Below are 17,696 nucleotides of genomic sequence, written 5' to 3'. Positions count from 1 at the left end.
TTCGGCACGCTGGCCTGCCCGCCCAACTTTCCTTCCGTACCCACCTCCTGGGCCACGCGCGTTACCTCCCCGGCAAACAAGTTAAGGTTGTCAATCGTCTTGTTGATGGTTTCGGCCATCAGCTTGAAGTCGCCCGACACTGGAATCTGGAAGCTCTCATCGAGGTTGCCGCGGCTGATGTTCTTGAGCACCTTGCCCACTTCGAGCACCGGCACGGCGATAGAGTCCACCAAGCCGTTGATGTTATTAAGCATGTCGCGCCAGAAGCCGGCGGCGCCGTCGGCCGAGGCGCGGGCCTTGAGGTTGCCCTCCACGCCGGCCACTTTCGAGATGCGCGAAACCTCGCCCCCTACCCCCCCAATCATCTCCACCATCGAGTTGTAGGCCTCAGCGATTTCAGCGAAAATGTCGTCGTTCTGCTTGGTCAGGCGCACCGACACGTCGCCCTTCTTAAAGGCGTCGAGGGCAAAGAGCACCCGGTTGAGCTGGTCGTTGACGTAGCCGGGGTCCTGCGTATCAATGGAGCCGCGCGAGCCGCCCTTTTTGCGGGTCAGGTCGTTGTTGGTGCGCACGATATCGAGGGGCGAGACGGCCCCGGAATCGCGCGCTTCGCGCGCTGCCACGGCGGAGTTATCCATAGCAGCCTCTGCCGGGGCTGAGCGGGGCTTGGAAGACGGATTTTTGGGGGAAGCCATAGTAGGATAAATAGCAATCGAATGGAGGAAATACCCAAGGAAGTGGCGAAGTACGCAGGTTAACTGCGAATAAGCAAAGAAAAGATACGCCTGCCCACCGGGGCAGGGCAGCCTGTTTCCTACCCCCCTTCGCCAGCGAAGGCCGGCTGGTGCGGCCAGATTCTTGCGGGAGGCGCGATGGGTGGGAATATTCCAACATCTTTGCGCCCCGGTTTAACTTTTGGCCGGCCAGGGTCGTTTCCTGATGCCGGCCCGGTTTATTAGTCTGATTAGCGGCCCTGCCACTTTCCTTTTATATGGTTAAAAATTTAGTTATCGTCGAGTCGCCGGCCAAAGCCAAAACCATCGAGGGCTACCTCGGGACGGACTTCGTGGTACGCTCCAGCTACGGGCACGTGCGCGATTTGCCCAAGGGCAACGACGCCATTGATATTGCCAACGGCTTTAAACCAACCTACGTAGTTGATGCCGATAAGCGCGAGCTAATCAGCCAGTTAAAGAAGCTGGCCAAGGAAGCCGAAACCGTGTGGCTGGCCTCTGACGATGACCGCGAGGGCGAAAGCATCAGCTGGCACCTGGCCGAAACCCTGAACCTGAGCGGCAGCGGCAAGACGCGCCGCATCGTGTTCCGTGAGATTACGAAGTCGGCCATCCTCAACGCCATTGCCTCGCCCCGCGAAATCAACCTGGACCTGGTTAACGCCCAGCAGGCGCGCCGGGTGCTCGACCGCCTCGTGGGCTTCGAGCTGAGCCCGGTGCTCTGGAAAAAGGTCAAGCCAGGCCTCTCAGCCGGCCGGGTGCAGAGCGTGGCCGTGCGCCTGGTGGTGGAGCGGGAGCGCGAAATCAGCCAGCACAAAACCAGCTCGGCCTTCCGGGTGGTGGCCCGCTTCGACGCCGGCCGCGGCGCCGTGCTCGAAGCCGACCTGCCTACCCGCTACAAAACCCGCGAAGAGGCCGAAGCTTTCCTGACGCGCTGCGTGGGCGCCAGCTACCGGATTGACAATCTGGAGAAGAAGCCCGGCAAGCGCACGCCCGCCCCGCCTTTCACTACTTCGACGTTGCAGCAGGAAGCTTCGCGCAAGCTCAGCTTCTCGGTAGCGCAGACGATGAGCGTGGCCCAGAAGCTCTACGAGGCGGGCAAAATCAGCTACATGCGGACGGATTCGCTCAACCTGAGCCAGGATGCGCTGGCGGCGGCCAAGGAGGAAATTGCCCGTGCCTACGGCCCGGAGTACGCCCACGAGCGGCATTTTAAAACCAAGTCGGCTAGTGCGCAGGAAGCCCACGAAGCCATCCGGCCCACCGACTTCCGGCTCGCCAAGGCGGGTAGCGATTCGCAGGAACAGCGTTTGTATGACCTGATTCGCAAGCGGGCGCTGGCCTCGCAGATGGCCGACGCCACGATTGAGCGCACCGTGGCCAGCATCGCCATCAGCACCCAGCCGGGTGTGACGTTCACGGCCTCGGGCGAGGTCATCACCTTCGAGGGCTTTCTGAAGGTGTACAGCGAGAGCAAGGACGAGGAAACCCTGGACGATGATGCGACGGCCGAAACCGAATCGTCATTCTCGCGGGGGCTGCCGCCACTGACGGTCGGGCAGGATTTGCCGCTGCTCAAGCTCAGTGCTACGGAGCGGTTTTCGGCGCCGCCGGCCCGCTATACGGAGGCTTCGCTGGTGAAGAAGCTCGAGGAAATGGGCATCGGCCGGCCCTCAACCTACGCGCCGACCATCAGCACGGTGCAGAAGCGGGGCTACGTCGAAAAGGATTCGCGCGAGGGCCGGGAGCGCAAGTTTCACGTGCTCACGCTCGACGGCGAGCAGGTGAAAGCGGAAGTCAAAACGGAGACTTACGGCGCCGACAAGGCCAAGCTCTTTCCGACCGACACGGCGATGGTCGTGAACGACTTTCTCGTGGAGCATTTCCCGGTGATTGTGGATTATCAGTTCACGGCCAAGGTTGAGGACGAGTTCGACCAGATTGCCAACGGCCACGAAAACTGGAGCGAGATGCTGGCCGGCTTCTACAAGCCGTTTCACCTCACCGTAGAGCAAGGGCAGGACATCGACCGCAACACGCTGGGCAGCACCCGCGAAATCGGCGTGCACCCCGAAACGGGCGAGCGAATCAGCGCCCGGCTGGGCAAGTACGGCCCCTACGTGGCCCTGGGCGACTCAAACGACCCCAACGTGAAGCCGGCCTACGCCAACCTGCGCAAGGGCCAGTTCATCGAAAGCCTGACTCTGGAAGAGGCGCTGGACTTGTTCAAGCTGCCGCGCATCGTGGGCCAGTTTGAAGACCAGGACATGACTGCCGCGCTGGGCCGCTTCGGCCCCTACGTCCGCCACGACGGTAAGTTTTATTCCCTGACCAAGGAGCAGGACCCGCACACCATTACGGCTGAGGAGGGGGTAGGGCTGATTGAGGCCAAGCGTAAAACCGACGCCGAGCGCCTGATCAAGGACTTCGTCGAAAACCCGGAAGTGCAGGTGCTCAATGGCCGCTTCGGCCCCTACATCGTAGTCGGCAAGAAGAACGTGAAGATTCCCAAGGGTGAAGAGCCGGCCGACCTGACCCTGGCGCGCTGCCTGGAGCTGGCCGCCGCCACGCCCGACAAGCCGGCTAAAGGGCGCTTTGGCAAGAAAGCCGAGCCGGCCAAAGCCGAAAAGGACGCCGACGCGCCGGCTAAGAAAGCAGCGGCTAAACCCGCACCTAAAAAGCCCGCTGCGAAGAAGCCCGCGGCAAAAAGAGCGGCAGCCACGAAACCAGTTGCGGCAAAGAAAGCGCCCGCCGCGAAAAAGGCGGTGACGAAAAGCTAATTCTGAAAATAAGTCCTTATGGAAACGCTCATTGTCAAAGTTAAGGATGACAGCAAGTTGGAGTTTGTGCTGGAGCTACTGCAGGAGTTGGACTACCTGGAAGTTAGCCAGGAGTCCAGGTTGGCAGTAGCCGGCGAACTCGCTTCGGTCTCCGATGCTGAAATAGGGGCCATGTCGCCGGAGCAGAAGGCCCAGCTGTTTCTGGAATCGGCGGGGATGTGGGAAGGCCGCGACATCAACGCGGCGGAACTGCGCCGCCGGGCCTGGCAACGCGACCATACTCGGCGGTCCTAATGCGGGTACTGGTCGACACTAACATTATTATTGAATTGTGGAGGAATAATCCGCAAATAATAGAGCGTTTACGCAGCTTAGTGCCCGATGGCATCATTATCAGTGCTACAACCCAGGCGGAGCTTATCGTGGGTGCCCTGAATAAAGCGGACCTACGCAAGATTCTGCAAAACCTGCGGCTGCTGGAAATCCTTCCTTTAGAGTCAGCTATTGGAGTGCTCGCAAACGAGTTGCTGACGACGCACACGCTCAGCCATCGGCTGCAATTTCCCGACGCCCTGATTGCCGCTACGGCCCTGCACCATAGCCTGCCGCTCTTCACCCTCAACCGCAAGGACTTTCGCTACATCACCGGCCTTCAGCTGCACGAGCCGGCTTAGGAAAAATCCCTACCCCCTCCTCAAACTGCCAAGCCTCGCGGGCTTTACTGATTTAAGAGGGGGTAGGGATTTTTAGCTAGCGCTGCTCCGCCACGGGCTCGGCGGCCAGAATCTGTTCAATCTGCGCCAGCTCCTCGGGGCTGAAGGGCGCCGACTCCAGGCAGCGCAGCGAGTCGGTGAGCTGGGCGGGCTTGCTGGCGCCGATGAGCACGGAGGTCACGCGCGGGTCTTTCAGGAGCCAGGCCAGGGCCAGTTGGGCCAGACTCTGGCCGCGGGCCTGGGCCACGTCGTTGAGGGCGCGCAGCTGGGTCAGGCGCGCGGACGTGAGCTGGCTTTCTTCGAGGGCGCCGGTGGGCTTAGCCGCCCGCGAGTCGGCGGGAATGCCGTTCAAATACTTATCCGTGAGCTGGCCCTGGGCCAGGGGCGAGAACGGGATGCACCCTATTCCCTCTTGTTCGAGCAAGTCGAGCAGGCCCGCCTCCGGGTCGCGCACCAGCAGCGAGTATTTGGGCTGGTGAATCAGGCAGGGCGTGCCCAGTTCTTTTAGAATGCGGATGGCTTCGGCAGCTTCGGCGGGCGCGTAGTTGGAGATACCCACGTAGAGCGCCTTACCCTGGCGCACAAGGAGGTCGAGGGCGCCCATCGTCTCCTCCAGGGGCGTGTCGGGGTCGGGGCGGTGACTGTAGAAAATGTCCACGTAGTCGAGCCGCATCCGCTTCAGGCTTTGGTCGAGACTGGAAACCAGGTACTTCTTCGAGCCCCACTCGCCGTAGGGGCCTTCCCACATGTGGTAGCCGGCCTTGCTGGAAATAATCAGCTCGTCGCGGTAGGGCCGGAAATCTTCGTGCAGGATGCGGCCGAAATTGGTTTCCGCCGAGCCGGGGGGCGGGCCGTAGTTGTTGGCTAAGTCGAAGTGCGTGATGCCGCTATCGAAAGCCAGGCGCAGGATGTCGCGGCAGTTGGCCAGCGAATCCACGTCGCCGAAGTTGTGCCACAGGCCGAGCGAGACGGCGGGCAGCTGAATGCCGCTCCGGCCACAGCGGCGGTAGGGCATGGATTCGTAGCGGGCAGGACTGGGTTGGTAGTTCATCGGGTTGGCGTTGGGGGCTTGGGGGAAGAAGAGGGGGGTAGGACAAAGGTTCGGCTTATTCTCCCTCAAATAAAGCAGGTTGTCCCGGCGCCAGCGGCTATGCGGGGCGCCGCCTCAGTTCACCTCCGATGGTATAGAAACGAAAAAGCCCGGCTGCGCAGGGCCAGCCGGGCTTTTTCAGATGCTTTTTGTAGCCGGCCAGGGCAGCCTAGCGATACTTGGGCATTTCCTCCGGCTTGGTGAGCAGGCCAGTCAGGAGCAGCGTGGCGCCGATGCCCAGGAAGGCGTTGCGGGCCTTGGTGTTTTTAGCAAAGCCAAACAGCCAGGGCGCGGTCAGGGCCGTCGCGGCGGTAACCAGGTCGATGGTGAGGTGGGTTTTGAAGGGAATCGCCTTGAACAGGCCCCACTCGGCGCGGGTGGAGGCGGTCAGGGCCGCGATGCTGGTGCCGACCACGTAGGCCAGGTTGGCAGCGCTTTTTTCTTCTTTGAAGCCAAGCAGCGCGGGAGCCGTGGCCACGAGCGGCGCGGCGGAGTAGTCGAGGAAGCCGTGGGCGACGCGGGAAATGGGCTTGTTCATACTGGAAAGAATAAAGTTGAGAGGTGAAAGGAGCGTAAAAAGCGTGTTGAAAGCCTAACGGCTGTTGGCAGGAAAGGATATGGTTGAGCTTTAACGGCTTGCTGCTTGCGCCAAATACGGCGGGGCGGTGGGGAAACTAACCGGCCAACCAGGCTACTACTGTTTTTGCGCTGGCTATCAGCTAGCCGAAGAACTGGCTTTCGGGACAATAGCTTTGCTTCGAATGCCGGGCGCGGCAGCCCCGCCCCTACCCCCTTTGTTGGCCGCCTGCCAGCCGCTTGTCGGCCCGGTGATTTTTGGTCTGGCTTGCTGCATTCAGTCGGCCTTGGTTTTCCCTACCCCCCTCCATCGGCATGTTCACCCAGCAGACCCTGCGCCGCCGCGCCACCGACAAAGTATTCGACCGCGGGCAGGCGCTGTGGGCCAGCGGCGCCGTAACCAAGCTCAGCCGCTCGGCCCCGACCCGGTTCAGCGCCCGCGTGCGGGGCACCCACTCCTACCACGTGGCGGCCTGGGCCGCCACGGGCGAAGTCGAGTTCAGCTGCGACTGCGCCTATGAGTTTGAGGGCCTTTGCAAGCACGCCGTGGCGCTGGGGCTGGCCATTCTGGATTCCTTCGGCGCCTCCCTCGCCGACCCCGACCAGCCAGCCGGGCCAGTCGCAGCGGCAGTGGCCGATACGACGCCCGGCCCCCTCAGCGCGACCGTAGCGGCCGCCTGGGCGGCCCGGCCGGCGGCCGAAAAGCTGCGCTTTCTGGAGCTGGCCCTGACCAAGAGCGACGACCTGGCGCGGCAGTTTCTGAGCTACGGCGGCCCCGCTTCGGCGGGCCCAACGAATCAGGTCGCCGCGCCCGCCGACCCGCTGGCGAGCCTGGCGGAGGAGCTGACCGAAACGCTCAGCGCCCTGGAGTTTGGCGACGATTTCTGGGAAAGCAACCCGCGCTACGCCTACGACGACGAGGGCGAATCTATGCTCGAAGACGCCTACGACGCCGTGCGCGCGGCCCTGGCGCCGTTCGGGGCCGCACTGCTGCGGCTGGCGCGGGGCGGGCAACTAACCGGGGCGCTGCGCTACTGGGCCACGGCCAGCGCCGCTATCTACGCGGTGAAAGAGCCGGCCAGCGACGAGTACGGCCTGTTCGGCTCCTACGGCGAGGATGCGCTGCACCTCTGGCACGAAACCCTGACCGCCGCCGGCTGGCCCGCCGGGCTGACCAGCGCCGTGCTGGCTCCGGCTGAGGTGAAAGCCGCCCTCAAATGGTTGAAAAAGCACCTTATTACTCCTTCCACCCGCTGGCCGAGCTTCGAGGCCGACTGGCTGCCGCTGCTGCTGGCCCTGGCCGACGACCCCGCCATCGCCGCGCCGCTGCCCGCCGCCCTCATCCAAGCCGGCTTCGGCCCCGAAACTCAGGCCCGGCTGCGCCTGCGCCGGGCCCAGACCCAGGCCGACGACCCCGCCTGGGTGGCGGCGGCCACCGAGCTGCTGCCCCACGACGCGGCCGTGGCCCAACAGCTGCTCAACTACTACCTCAGCCAGGCCGCCCGCCCGACCCTGCTGCGCACCGCCACGGCTGCCCACGCCACCTGGCCCGACCGTTTTGGCGACTTCGTGCTGCGCACCTTCCCGCCCGCCGAGGCGCCCGGCCTCTACCGCGACGCCCTGCGCTACCGCGCCCTGGCGAATTATAGCTTGGCTGACTTCGAGTTGCTGCGCCCGCTGCTGGACGCGGCCGGCCGGCTGGGCTTCGTGCAAGCCGCTGTGACCAAGGCCCGCGGCGGGCGCGGCGTGGCCTTCGCCGCCGGGCTGCTGGCCCGCGAGGGGGTAGGCAATGAATTGCGCGACTTCGTGCTGGGCCTGGAATGGCTGGCCGTAAGTCCGCCCGGCGAGGTTAAGGTTGCCCTCACCCTACTGGCTAAAGCCGACCCCACGCCCCTGATGCTGGAGCTGGAAACCCGCCTGCCCGCCTACCTGCGCGGCCGGGCCGGCGCCCGCCGCGGCCACCTGCTTTACGAGCGCATCGCCCGCTGGCTGGCCGCGGCGCTGGCCGCCGCCCCGCGCCTGCGCGAACCAGTCTTGCGCCTGGCCCAGGCCCTGCGCGCGGAGTTCCCTACCCTGCACGGGCTGAAGGATGCGCTGCGAGGCGAAGACCTGCTGCCGGGCGAGGGGGTAGGGCGGGCGGACCGGCGGGGCGGGCGGTGAGTAAGTTCTGATTGGGCGGGCTGCTGCGGCCGGGTTGGCGACAACAGTTTTTCGCGTATTTTCACCTCATGCAATCCACCACCTTCACCCCTATGCAGCCCGACCTGGGCGCCATTTGGGAGCAAGTAGCCCGGAGCCGCGAAGCCGCCGAAATCAGCTGGCCCGGCTGCGAGACGATGGCCCTGCTGCCCGCCGCCGAACTGAGCGCGATGCAGGAAACCCTGCACCTGCTCGGCTCGCGGGCCAATACCCGTGCCCTGTTCGACGCGATGGACGAGGCCGAGCGCGGCGAGGGCGTCCGGTTTGATTCAGCTGAGGAGTTGGGTTAGCAGATGAGTAGGCCCCGACCAACGGCATAAAAAATCAGCTTCACTCATGGCCCGCAGCCAGCGCACCAACCCCATCTTCGGCCACACGGCCCTTTCTGAAAAGCAGGACAAGCGCTTGGCCAACCGGCGGCTGCGGCGGGGCGTGCGGCAGGGCCGCACCGACCTGCGGCTGCGCGACGTATCCAACGTCTGGTCGTTCGCTAAAGACGGCAAATACTACTGGCCGGAGCGCCCGGCTTCGGCCTTTCGGAAGTAACTTTGGTAGCGGGCTAAAAGCCACTTTTTGGCCCTGCCAATGCCCTTTTCATGCCCTCCAAACACCTCGTTGTTCTCACCGGCGCCGGCGTCTCGGCCGAGTCCGGCATCCGCACCTTCCGCGACACCAACGGCCTCTGGGAAGACCACCGCGTCGAGGACGTGGCCTCGCCCGAAGGCTTCGCCCGCAACCCCAAACTAGTACTCGACTTCTATAATCAGCGCCGCGCCCAGGCCCGCACCGTGCAGCCCAATGCCGGGCACCTCGCCCTGGCCGGCTTCGAGGAAGCCGCCGGCTGGCGCGTGAGCATCATCACCCAGAACGTGGACGATTTGCACGAGCGCGCCGGCTCCGGCCACGTGCTGCACCTGCACGGAATGCTGAACCAGATGCGCTCGGTGAAGGATGAGCAAGCAGTGTTCGACTGCCCCGGCGACATCCATGTGGGCGACCTCGCCGCCGACGGCGGGCAATTGCGGCCCCACATCGTCTGGTTTGGCGAGATGGTGCCGGCCATCGAGGAAGCGACCGAAATTGCGGCCACAGCCGATGCGCTGCTGGTTGTGGGCACGTCCTTGCAGGTGTATCCGGCGGCGGGCCTGCTGCACTACGCGCCCTCGGGCTGCCCGATTTACGTTATCGACCCGCACCAGCCCGAAGTCAGCGGCCGGCGCGGGGTGCGCTACGTGGTGGAGCCGGCCAGCACCGGCGTGGCGAAGGTGCTGGCCGAGTTGGGGCAGCCAGGCTGAGCAGCGCGAGGGGGGTAGGGAATTGCCCGAAAATCCAGCCAATCAGACCAGCCAAAACCGCTGGCTTTGCGTACAGCAGAGCTTCATCCTTTTTCTCATGCGCCTTCGATTATTAGTATTATTACTGGCCCTGCTGCGGCCCTACCCCCCCCTTGCCGCCCAAACTCCCGCGCCCGCACCGCCTGCCCACACGGTTTATCTGCTCGGTAATACGGCCCAGGGCGAGCTGTCCGTCAGCCACGTAAAGCTGTTGCGTCAGGCGCTGGAGCGGCAAACCGGCCCCTTCACCGTCGTGCACCTGGGCGACATCGTGGGCAACACGGGTTTGGCGGACAAGGCTGATTCCGCGCTGGCACAAAGCGAAAAAGCCCGCGCCGACGCCCTGATTGCGTTGGTCAAGGACCTGCCGCAGGGCCGCATCGTGTTCGTGCCCGGCGACAAGGACTGGGCCAACTCCGGCCCGGCCGGTCTTCAGGCCGTGCGGCGGCTGGAAAAATACATCGAAAAGCAGCTGCCCGGCCAGAATGCCTTCATCCCGACCGGCGGCTGCCCCGGCCCGGAAGTCGTGGACGTGGCCCCGCTCGTGCGCTTGGTGGCTATCAACTCGCCCTGGTTTACGCACCCCTTCGACCGGCCCGAGGCGCCCGACACCGAGTGCAAGACGCTGACCAAGGAGGAGTTTCGGGAGCAGGTGCAGGACGTTCTCGACGATACCAGGGGCAAAAACGTGCTGCTGCTGGGTCATCATCCGGTGCTCAGCAACGGCGTGTACGGCGGCTCGCAGCCGCTCGCGCGCCATCTCCTACCCCCCTTGCTCGGCACGGTGTACGCCGCTTATCGCCAGAACGTGGGCACGCCCCGCGACGCCGCCGCGCCCGGCTACGCGGAGCTGCGCAAGGAGCTGCTCAACACGCTGCAAAGCAACCCCGGCGTGGTGTACGCCTCGGCGCACGATTATTCCTTGCAGCTTACGCCCTTCCAAGGGAATTACCATTTGGTGAGCGGCTCATTTGCCGAAGACCAGCACGTAGGCGCCAACGGCCAGTCGCTGTACAATGAAAGCACCCAAGGCTACTCACGGCTCGAATATTACGCTGACGGCACGGTGAAGGCATTATTTACAACGTTTGAGCAGAACGGCCAGGGCTCGAAAGAGAGCTACGCCGCCACGCTGTTCCGCTCAGCCTGCGTCGGCGACGACCGCAGCGGTATTCCCATCAATGCCTTCATCCCCGACTGCCCCGGCGCGGCCCAACCCAGCGCCGAGGTGAAGCCGGACGCGCCGTTTCAGGCCATTACTACCGTGGCCGCGGGAGCCGAGTACCGGGGCGGGCCAGGCAAGCGCTTCTTCCTCGGGCCGCTCTACCGCACCTCCTGGATGCAGCCCGTGACGGTGCCGACGCTGGACTTAAGCACCGAGAAGGGCGGGCTGCGGGCCTTCGGCAAGGGCGGCGGGCGGCAAACGACCTCGCTCAAGCTCATCGCGGCCGACTCCAGCGAGTACGTGTTCCGCTCCGTGGACAAGGACGTAACCCGCATCCTGCCGCCGGAGCTGCGCAACTCCGTGGCCGCCGACGTGCTGCGCGACATCACGGCCACGGCCCATCCCTACTCGGCCTTGGTGACGGGCTCACTGCTCGATCACACCGATATTTTGCACGCCCGGCCCCGGCTGTTCCGCCTGCCCGACAACCAGCAGCTCGGCCCCTACCGGCCGGAATATGCCGGCCTGCTCGGCACCCTCGAAGACCGGCCCGTGGACCCCAAGCCGAACCTGCCCGGCTTCGGCAACTCGGAGGAAGTGACGCGCTCGTTTGGCCTGTTCCGTAAGCTTTTCAAAGACCACGACAACCGCGTGGACGCCCCGGCCCTGGCCCGCGCCCGCGCCTTCGATATGCTCGTGGCCGACTTTGGCAAGCACGAGGACAACTGGAAATGGGCCGGCTACAAAGAGGGCAAGGGCACCGTGTACCGGCCCATTCCGCGCGACCGGGACCAGTCGTTTACGCTCTGGAATGGCCTTTTGACCTACATCGCCAACCGCGAGTGGGCCGTACCGAGCATCGAGGATTTTCAGAGTGAATTTCACGACATGGAAAGCCTGAACTGGCCCGCCCGGCACCTCGACCGCTTCCTGCTGCAAGGCCTGAGCCGTCAGGACTGGCAGACCGCCGCCCGCTACCTGCAAGCCCAACTCACCCCCGCCGTCATCGACGAGGCCACGGCCAAGCTGCCGGCCGAGATTCAGGGATTGTCTGGTAAAGACCTGAACCGCAAGCTCAAGGCCCGCATTCAGGAGCTGCCTAAGGCCGTAGATGCGTACTACAAGCTGCTGGCCAGGCGCGTCGATGTGGTGGGCTCCAACAAAGGCGAGGTGTTCCAGATGGAGCGGCTGCCCGGCGGCGCGCTGCGCGTGCGCATGTTCGACCGCGCCAGCGAGGGCGACGCGCCCGACGGCCCGGCCCTGTTCGACCGCACCTTCTCGCCCCGCGAAACCCAGGAAGTCGCCGTGTACGGCCTCGACGGGCGCGACGTCTTCACCGTCAGCGGCAACAACGGCGCCAATGGTATTCTGCTGCGCCTTATCGGTGGCGAGGGCAAGGACAACATCAGCGACGAAAGCCGCGCCGCCGGCCTGCGCACGCTCACCAAAGTGTATGATGTGCCCGACACCGAGCTGAAAGAAGGACCGGAAACGGACCGCCGCCTCTCGGCCCGGCCCGGCGTCAACGCCTACGACCGCGAACAGTTCGAGTACGACGGCTACTCGCCGCGCCTGGGCCTGTTCTACAGCCGCAACGATGGCTTCGGTGCCAGCATTGGATTTGATATCGTCAAGCAGGGCTTCCGCAAGCCGGACTACAAAAACCGCTTCGGCATCGACCTGACCGCCGCCACAGAAGGCCTGCGCCAAGTCACGCTCAACACCCGGCACCGCTACGCCTTCAACAAAGTGGATATCGGCGCCGAGACCAGCTACGGCGACTATTTCCCGTTCTACAACTTCTTTGGCCTGGGCAACAACACCGATTTCAGCCAGGATTTGCGCCAGCAGAACTACTACCGCGCCCGCTACAAAGGCTACTACGTGAACGCCTTTCTGGAGCGCGTATTCCGCCAAAAAAGCGTGCTGCGCGTGGGCCCCAGCTTCGAGAGCTACCAGAGCGACTTCACGCCCGGCTCGCTGCTCGGCGAGCTGGTCAATGGCCCTACCCCCCCCGAAGGCCAGATACGCCCCAACACCGACGACCAGCAGCTGCTGGGTTTAAGCGCGCTGCTCGACCTTGATTTCCGCGACCGCCCGCGCTTCGCCCGCCGTGGCGTGCGGGTGCGCCTGGCCCACGATTCCTACCGGCAACTCAACGGGCAGAAAGAAAACTTCGGCCTCACCCAGGGCTTCGCCGAATACTACGGCACGGCCCGGCTGCTGGTGCCCGTCACGCTGGTGCTCAAGGGCGGCGGCGCCCGCAACTACGGCCCCGACGCCGCCATCCCGTTCTATAAGTTCACCAGCCTGGGCCAGGCCGAAAACCTGCGCGGCTACTACCGCACCCGCTTCACCGGCGACGCCAGCGCCTACTTTAACTCCGAGCTGCGCCTCGCGCTGGGCCAGGTCAAGAACGGCTTCCTGCCCTTCTACTACGGCGTGTTCGGCTTCTACGACCAGGGTAGGGTTTACTACCAGGGAAGCTCGCCCGGCGGCTGGCACACGGGCTACGGCGCCGGCTTCTACCTCGCGCCGGTCGTGGAGACGCTGGCCTTGTCGGTCTCGTACCAGATTCCGGGCGAAGCCACGGAGCCGAGCCTGATTCAGTTCGGGCTGGGTTTCCGGATTGATAAGTAGGGTGCGGGGCTTGCCCCCGCCCGGCGTCCGCGCCGTTTAGCTCAAAGCCTATTAACGGTGTTTCCGATTCATCCAACCAATATCGTTCATACGCTGGGCGGGGGCAAGCCCCGCACCCTACCCCAGCGCCGCGCCCAACGGCGCCGCACGCGCCGCGAACCGGAATTTCGCGTTACGGTAGCCTTACGTATGCGGCGCTGCCTATCTTTGGCTTTCCGTTAAAGTCCGTTTGAATCAGGTTTAGATGAAATTTCCGCTTAAGAAACTGGCCGCTATCGACATCGGCTCCAACGCCGTCCGCTGCCAGATTTCCGCGGTTTTGCTCTACGAGGGCCGCTTTCGCCTCAAGCGCGTCGAGTACGTGCGCTTCCCGATGCGGCTGGGCGAAGATGTGTTTGCCACGGGCGAAATCTCGGGGCCCAAGGCCGATAAGTTCGTCAAGTTCCTGCACTCGCTCAAGCTGCTGATGGAAGTGCACGAGGTGGCGCACCACCTGGTTTGCGCCACGTCGGCCATGCGCTCGGCCCGCAACGGCGCGGCGCTGGTCGCGCGTATTGAGCAGGAACTCGGATTGAGTGTTCAAGTGATTGATGGCCAGGCCGAAGCCGCTTACATCAACCGCGTGATTGAGCACCTGCTCGAAGACAACAAGCACTACCTGCACATCGACGTGGGCGGCGGCTCGACGGAGTTCAACATCTACCACGACCGCCGCAAGGTAGCCTCCCAGTCGTTCGAAATCGGCTCCATCCGCCGGATGCAGCAGGTCGAGAGCGGTGCCGCCGACACCGCCGCGCAGGCCGACCTGTGGGCGCGCATGGAAGCCTGGGTGCGCGAGCACGCCCGACGCCACCACGTCACGCGCGCCATCGGCACGGGCGGCAACATCAACAAAATCTACAGCATGTCACCGGCCGCGCCCGACAAGCCTATCACCCGGCGCCGCATCGAGACCATCCTCACCCGCCTCTCGGGCCTTACGATGGAGCAGCGCGTCAACGTGGCCCTGCTCAACCCTGACCGCGCCGATGTCATCATTCCCGCCGGCCAGATTTACCTCTCGGCGATGGAGTGGGCCAACGTCAATAACATGCTCGTGCCCGATATCGGCCTCAAAGACGGCATGTTACAGGCTTTATTTGAAGATTTTTTCGACGACATCAGCCCCGAATCCGGCCACCCGGCGCAATTGCCCGTGCCCGACATGCAAAACCAGCCGGAGATGGAGTAACGCGAAGCGTCAATGAAGAATGAGGAATTGGCCGTGAGCCCCAGCGGAGCGACCCACAGGTAGAAGTAAGGGTAGATTCCCTACCCCCTTTGCAAACCCAAAGCCCCAGCGGGGCGACCCGATTCAGCCGCGCGAATTGCGTGAATAGTTGGGTCGCCCCGCTGGGGCTTTATCGTTTCTCTACCCTTACTTCTACCGATGGGTCGCTCCGCTGGGACTCACGGCCAAATCCTCATTCTTCATCGACGCTTCCTCATTGACGAACGCCTCGTTCCCTACCCCCTCCGTTTCCGCCGAAGCCTCGTCCTCCGGGTCCGCCGCGGCAAACGCATCTTCGGCCTCACTGCCCACGGCTGGCGTCGTCGGGGCGCCGCCGGCTGAATTGGCGGCGCCCGCTGCCACGGCCGGCGCGACCAGCGCCAGGCGCCGGGCGGCCTGCTCCTGCAACAGGGCTAGCAGGCCCTCGGGGGTGGCGGCGGCCAACGCGGCTTCGTCGCGGCGGTAAAAGTCCTTGTGCACGTTCACTACCGGCTCGCCGACGCCGGGCTGCTGGCGCACGTAGGCGCCGTCTTCGCGCATGAGGTAGCTGTTTTGGTTGTCCAGTAGGTTCAGCATCAAGATGTTGATGGCCTCGCGCTTGAGCTGCGGATTGGCAATCATGAAGATGGCCTCGATGCGGCGGTCAAAGGAGCGCACCATGATGTCGGCCGAGCCGGCATAGAGCCGGGCCTCGCCGCCGTGGTGGAAATAGAACAGCCGGGCGTGCTCCAAATATTCGCCCACGATGCTGCGCACCTCGATATTATCACTCAGGCCCGGCCGGCCCGGCCGCAGGCAGCAGATGCCGCGCACGATGAAGCGGATGGGCACGCCCGCCTTGGCGGCTTTGTAAAACTCATCGATTATCTCCTTGTCTTCCAAGGAGTTCATCTTCATCACGATGCCGCTGGGCAGGCCCTTTTTGGCGTTTTTTACCTCCTCGCGGATGAGGTGAATCAGCTGCTGGCGCATGTCTTTAGGCGCCGTGATGAGGTACTCGTAGTCGTCGGGCTGCGAGTGGCCGGTGATGACGTTGAAGAATTCCGACACGTCGTGCCCATAGGTGTCGTTGGTGGTGAGCAAACTCAAATCGGTGTAGAAGCGCGAGGTTGTCTCGTTGTAGTTACCCGAGCCGATGTGCACGTAGCGCGTCACTTTCTCGCCTTCCTGCCGAATGATCATCAGCATCTTGGTGTGCGTTTTATACTTACTGACGCCATAAATCACGAAGCAGCCCGCCTTCTCCAGCCGGGAGCCCTCCCGGATGTTGCGCTCCTCATCGAAGCGGGCTTTGACCTCAAACAAGACCGAGACGTGCTTGCCGTTCTCGGCCGCCTTGAGCAGCGCCGCCGAGATGCGCGAGTCGTCAGCCAGCCGATAAATCGTCTGCTTGATGCCGAGCACGTGCGGGTCGTTGGCGGCCATTTCCAGCAGGTGCACCACCGGCTCGATGCTGTTGTAGGGGTGGTGCAGCAGCACATCCTGGTGCTTGAGGTACTCGAACAGGTTGTCCTCGGCGCCCTCCGGCAGGCTGAGCGGCGCGATGGAAGCCGGCAATCTGGCGCCCTTGCCCCGAAAATTCGGGTGCCGCAGAATCTGATTCAGCCCCCGGAAATCAAGCAGCGAGTTGATAACGAAGACGTTGTTGTTGTCGATATTCCAGCGCTCGCGCAGCACCTGCATCAGCACTTCCGAGGCGCCGGGCTCAATTTCCATCCGCACCACGCGGCCCCGCTTGCGGGTTTTGAGCCCGACTTGGATTTCCTTGATAAAGTCGTTGTCGATGTCGTCCGACTCTTCCAACGTAAAATCGCCGTTGCGCGTGATTCTAAATAAGTTGGCCGACACGATATCGACGTTGCGAAACAGCTTGGGCAAGTTGGCTCGCACGATTTCCTCAATCGGCACGAAGATAATTTTGTCTTTGCGCGTCAACTCAAAGAAGCGCGCCAGATTCTGCGGCACCTGCACGAAGGTGAGCCGCTCCTGCCCCTTTTCCAGCTCCATTTCCTGGTTGCCAATGCGCGTGGCGACGCCGAACACCAGAATCTGATTTACCATCAGCGGAAAGCCGTGGTAGGAGTCGTACACCATCGGCGTGAGCAGCGGAAATACGGTGTTTTTGAAGTAGCCCTCGGCGCGCTTCAGCTCGGTTTCCGTCAGCTCATCCATCTTGAGAATGTTGAAGCCGTTGCGCTCAAACTGCGGCTTCAGCTCATTCAAATAGGTCAGACTCTGGTCATTCACAAAGCGGTGGGCGAAGTCTAGCAGCTTACGCCGAAACGGCAATTCGCGCAATCCGGAGTAGTCGACGCGCTCCTTGCCGTAGTCGAGGTAGTTGTAGAGCGAGCCGACCCGAATCATGAAAAACTCGTCCAGGTTCGACGAGGTGATGCCCATAAACTTGAGCCGGTCGAACAAGCTCCGCCCGGCATCGCGCGCCTGGTCGAGCACCCGGTAGTTAAAGCGCAGCCAGCTCAAGTCGCGGCTGATATACTTGCTCTTGCGGATAAGGTCGGAGGATTTAAATAGCTTCATGGAATCGCAGATGTTGCAGATGGGGCGGATAAACGCAGATGCGCTTGGCGCAGGTAGCCGGCCGATAAAGTAACGGCCTAGTCAGGCGTTGGGCGAAAAGCGGTAGCTGCCGAATAAAAATACGCCTTCAATTGAAAACGTCACGTTCTGGCGCGGGGCGCTCACCTTTGCGGGCCGATACACAAAGGGGGGTAGGGCTGGCCGTGGACTACTTGGCTGCCGAAGCAACAGATGGTGGCGTAGCGGGCCTCTGCGCGCTTCTGGCTAAACTTGACTTTTTGTGCCTCGGCAACGATTCACTCCCAGAGAGGACCGGCTTGGACTATACGCTAAGGGGTAGGCAATTCAGCTATTAATTCGTTCAACGCATTTAGATACAGCTCATCATAGCTCCACTTCTCTAAAAATTTTTCCAGCTCATCGGCTCGGCCAGCCTGACCAATCAGACGCAATAAGATTAACAGGTCGGTTTTATCCTGCATGTGATTCATTCGATTTGCCGATACAAACCGGTCCAGCTTCATAAGCAGCTGTCCTACTTCATCCAGCAACAGGTAGGGCCCCAACTTTAGATAGAACTGACCAAAACGGTCGTCTGCGCTGGCGGTGGTCTAACCGGGGGTGATTGTATCTTTCGGGCATGGTATTCACTCAACA

Annotated in this window: 14 protein-coding genes; 9 read left to right on the top strand and 5 right to left on the bottom strand. The window is 63.0% G+C overall.

Annotated elements, in window-relative coordinates; genetic code table 11:
- On the bottom strand, positions 1–695 hold a 695-nt coding region (locus ACFE70_RS14425; RefSeq protein ID WP_375418506.1), incomplete at its 3' end, for a HAMP domain-containing protein.
- 296 nt (positions 696–991) lie between these two features.
- On the opposite strand from ACFE70_RS14425, the gene topA reads away from it, so the two are divergent.
- The 3 genes from topA to ACFE70_RS14410 are packed head-to-tail and all read left to right on the top strand — an operon-like array spanning position 992 to position 4,188.
- The gene (topA, locus tag ACFE70_RS14420) at positions 992–3,514 is read left to right on the top strand and encodes a type I DNA topoisomerase (RefSeq protein WP_375418465.1); all 2,523 of its coding nucleotides are present in this window, start codon (positions 992–994) and stop codon (positions 3,512–3,514) included.
- 18 nt (positions 3,515–3,532) lie between these two features.
- A complete protein-coding gene (locus tag ACFE70_RS14415) occupies positions 3,533–3,808 on the top strand; it encodes a hypothetical protein (RefSeq protein ID WP_375418464.1) in 276 nt (91 codons plus the stop codon).
- Complete coding sequence (locus ACFE70_RS14410) at positions 3,808–4,188, top strand: type II toxin-antitoxin system VapC family toxin (protein ID WP_375418463.1); 381 nt, start codon at positions 3,808–3,810, stop codon at positions 4,186–4,188. The genes ACFE70_RS14415 and ACFE70_RS14410 overlap by 1 nt, the downstream gene beginning before the upstream one ends.
- 76 nt (positions 4,189–4,264) lie before the next feature.
- On the opposite strand, the gene mgrA is transcribed toward ACFE70_RS14410, so the two are convergent.
- A complete protein-coding gene (gene mgrA, locus ACFE70_RS14405; RefSeq protein ID WP_375418462.1) occupies positions 4,265–5,278 on the bottom strand; it encodes an L-glyceraldehyde 3-phosphate reductase in 1,014 nt (337 codons plus the stop codon).
- Between the two features lie 208 nt (positions 5,279–5,486).
- Positions 5,487–5,855, bottom strand: a complete 369-nt coding sequence (locus tag ACFE70_RS14400; protein ID WP_375418461.1) for a hypothetical protein — start codon at positions 5,853–5,855, stop codon at positions 5,487–5,489.
- Between the two features lie 296 nt (positions 5,856–6,151).
- Between ACFE70_RS14400 and ACFE70_RS14395 the strand changes: the two genes are divergently transcribed.
- From ACFE70_RS14395 to ACFE70_RS14370, 6 genes are all read left to right on the top strand, one after another.
- Positions 6,152–8,053 (top strand): SWIM zinc finger domain-containing protein, encoded by a 1,902-nt coding sequence (locus tag ACFE70_RS14395; RefSeq protein WP_375418460.1) that lies wholly within the window; start codon positions 6,152–6,154, stop codon positions 8,051–8,053.
- 68 nt (positions 8,054–8,121) lie between these two features.
- Positions 8,122–8,382 carry a type II toxin-antitoxin system Phd/YefM family antitoxin gene (locus ACFE70_RS14390; RefSeq protein ID WP_375418459.1) on the top strand — a complete coding sequence of 87 codons (261 nt, stop codon included), beginning with the start codon at positions 8,122–8,124 and terminating at the stop codon, positions 8,380–8,382.
- 46 nt (positions 8,383–8,428) lie between these two features.
- The gene (locus tag ACFE70_RS14385; protein WP_375418458.1) at positions 8,429–8,638 is read left to right on the top strand and encodes a hypothetical protein; all 210 of its coding nucleotides are present in this window, start codon (positions 8,429–8,431) and stop codon (positions 8,636–8,638) included.
- A gap of 50 nt (positions 8,639–8,688) precedes the next feature.
- On the top strand, positions 8,689–9,387 hold the full coding sequence (locus ACFE70_RS14380) for an NAD-dependent deacylase (RefSeq protein WP_375418457.1): 699 nt from the start codon (positions 8,689–8,691) through the stop codon (positions 9,385–9,387).
- A gap of 97 nt (positions 9,388–9,484) precedes the next feature.
- Positions 9,485–13,231 (top strand): hypothetical protein, encoded by a 3,747-nt coding sequence (locus ACFE70_RS14375; RefSeq protein WP_375418456.1) that lies wholly within the window; start codon positions 9,485–9,487, stop codon positions 13,229–13,231.
- A gap of 244 nt (positions 13,232–13,475) precedes the next feature.
- On the top strand, positions 13,476–14,462 hold the full coding sequence (locus ACFE70_RS14370) for a Ppx/GppA phosphatase family protein (protein WP_375418455.1): 987 nt from the start codon (positions 13,476–13,478) through the stop codon (positions 14,460–14,462).
- A gap of 192 nt (positions 14,463–14,654) precedes the next feature.
- Here the strand turns inward: ACFE70_RS14370 and ppk1 are convergent, their stop codons facing one another.
- Positions 14,655–17,039 (bottom strand): polyphosphate kinase 1, encoded by a 2,385-nt coding sequence (gene ppk1 / locus ACFE70_RS14365; protein ID WP_375418454.1) that lies wholly within the window; start codon positions 17,037–17,039, stop codon positions 14,655–14,657.
- A 329-nt stretch (positions 17,040–17,368) separates the two neighbouring features.
- Positions 17,369–17,590, bottom strand: a complete 222-nt coding sequence (locus tag ACFE70_RS14360; protein WP_375418453.1) for a hypothetical protein — start codon at positions 17,588–17,590, stop codon at positions 17,369–17,371.
- Positions 17,591–17,696 lie beyond the last annotated feature (106 nt).

It is taken from the genome of uncultured Hymenobacter sp., assembly GCF_964243305.1.
Taxonomy (GTDB): Bacteria; Bacteroidota; Bacteroidia; order Cytophagales; family Hymenobacteraceae; genus Hymenobacter.
Note: the sequence above shows the minus strand (reverse complement) of the source record. Positions and strands in the feature narration are given on the sequence as shown.

Bases quoted from the DNA above. Each gene is read 5' to 3' on its own strand.
- mgrA (WP_375418462.1), bottom strand. From the start codon at position 5,278: ATGAACTACCAACCCAGTCCTGCCCGCTACGAATCCATGCCCTACCGC.
- topA (WP_375418465.1), top strand. From the start codon at position 992: ATGGTTAAAAATTTAGTTATCGTCGAGTCGCCGGCCAAAGCCAAAACC.
- ACFE70_RS14375 (WP_375418456.1), top strand. From the start codon at position 9,485: ATGCGCCTTCGATTATTAGTATTATTACTGGCCCTGCTGCGGCCCTAC.
- ACFE70_RS14400 (WP_375418461.1), bottom strand. From the start codon at position 5,855: ATGAACAAGCCCATTTCCCGCGTCGCCCACGGCTTCCTCGACTACTCC.
- ACFE70_RS14385 (WP_375418458.1), top strand. From the start codon at position 8,429: ATGGCCCGCAGCCAGCGCACCAACCCCATCTTCGGCCACACGGCCCTT.
- ACFE70_RS14415 (WP_375418464.1), top strand. From the start codon at position 3,533: ATGGAAACGCTCATTGTCAAAGTTAAGGATGACAGCAAGTTGGAGTTT.
- ACFE70_RS14390 (WP_375418459.1), top strand. From the start codon at position 8,122: ATGCAATCCACCACCTTCACCCCTATGCAGCCCGACCTGGGCGCCATT.
- ACFE70_RS14410 (WP_375418463.1), top strand. From the start codon at position 3,808: ATGCGGGTACTGGTCGACACTAACATTATTATTGAATTGTGGAGGAAT.
- ACFE70_RS14380 (WP_375418457.1), top strand. From the start codon at position 8,689: ATGCCCTCCAAACACCTCGTTGTTCTCACCGGCGCCGGCGTCTCGGCC.
- ppk1 (WP_375418454.1), bottom strand. From the start codon at position 17,039: ATGAAGCTATTTAAATCCTCCGACCTTATCCGCAAGAGCAAGTATATC.
- ACFE70_RS14370 (WP_375418455.1), top strand. From the start codon at position 13,476: ATGAAATTTCCGCTTAAGAAACTGGCCGCTATCGACATCGGCTCCAAC.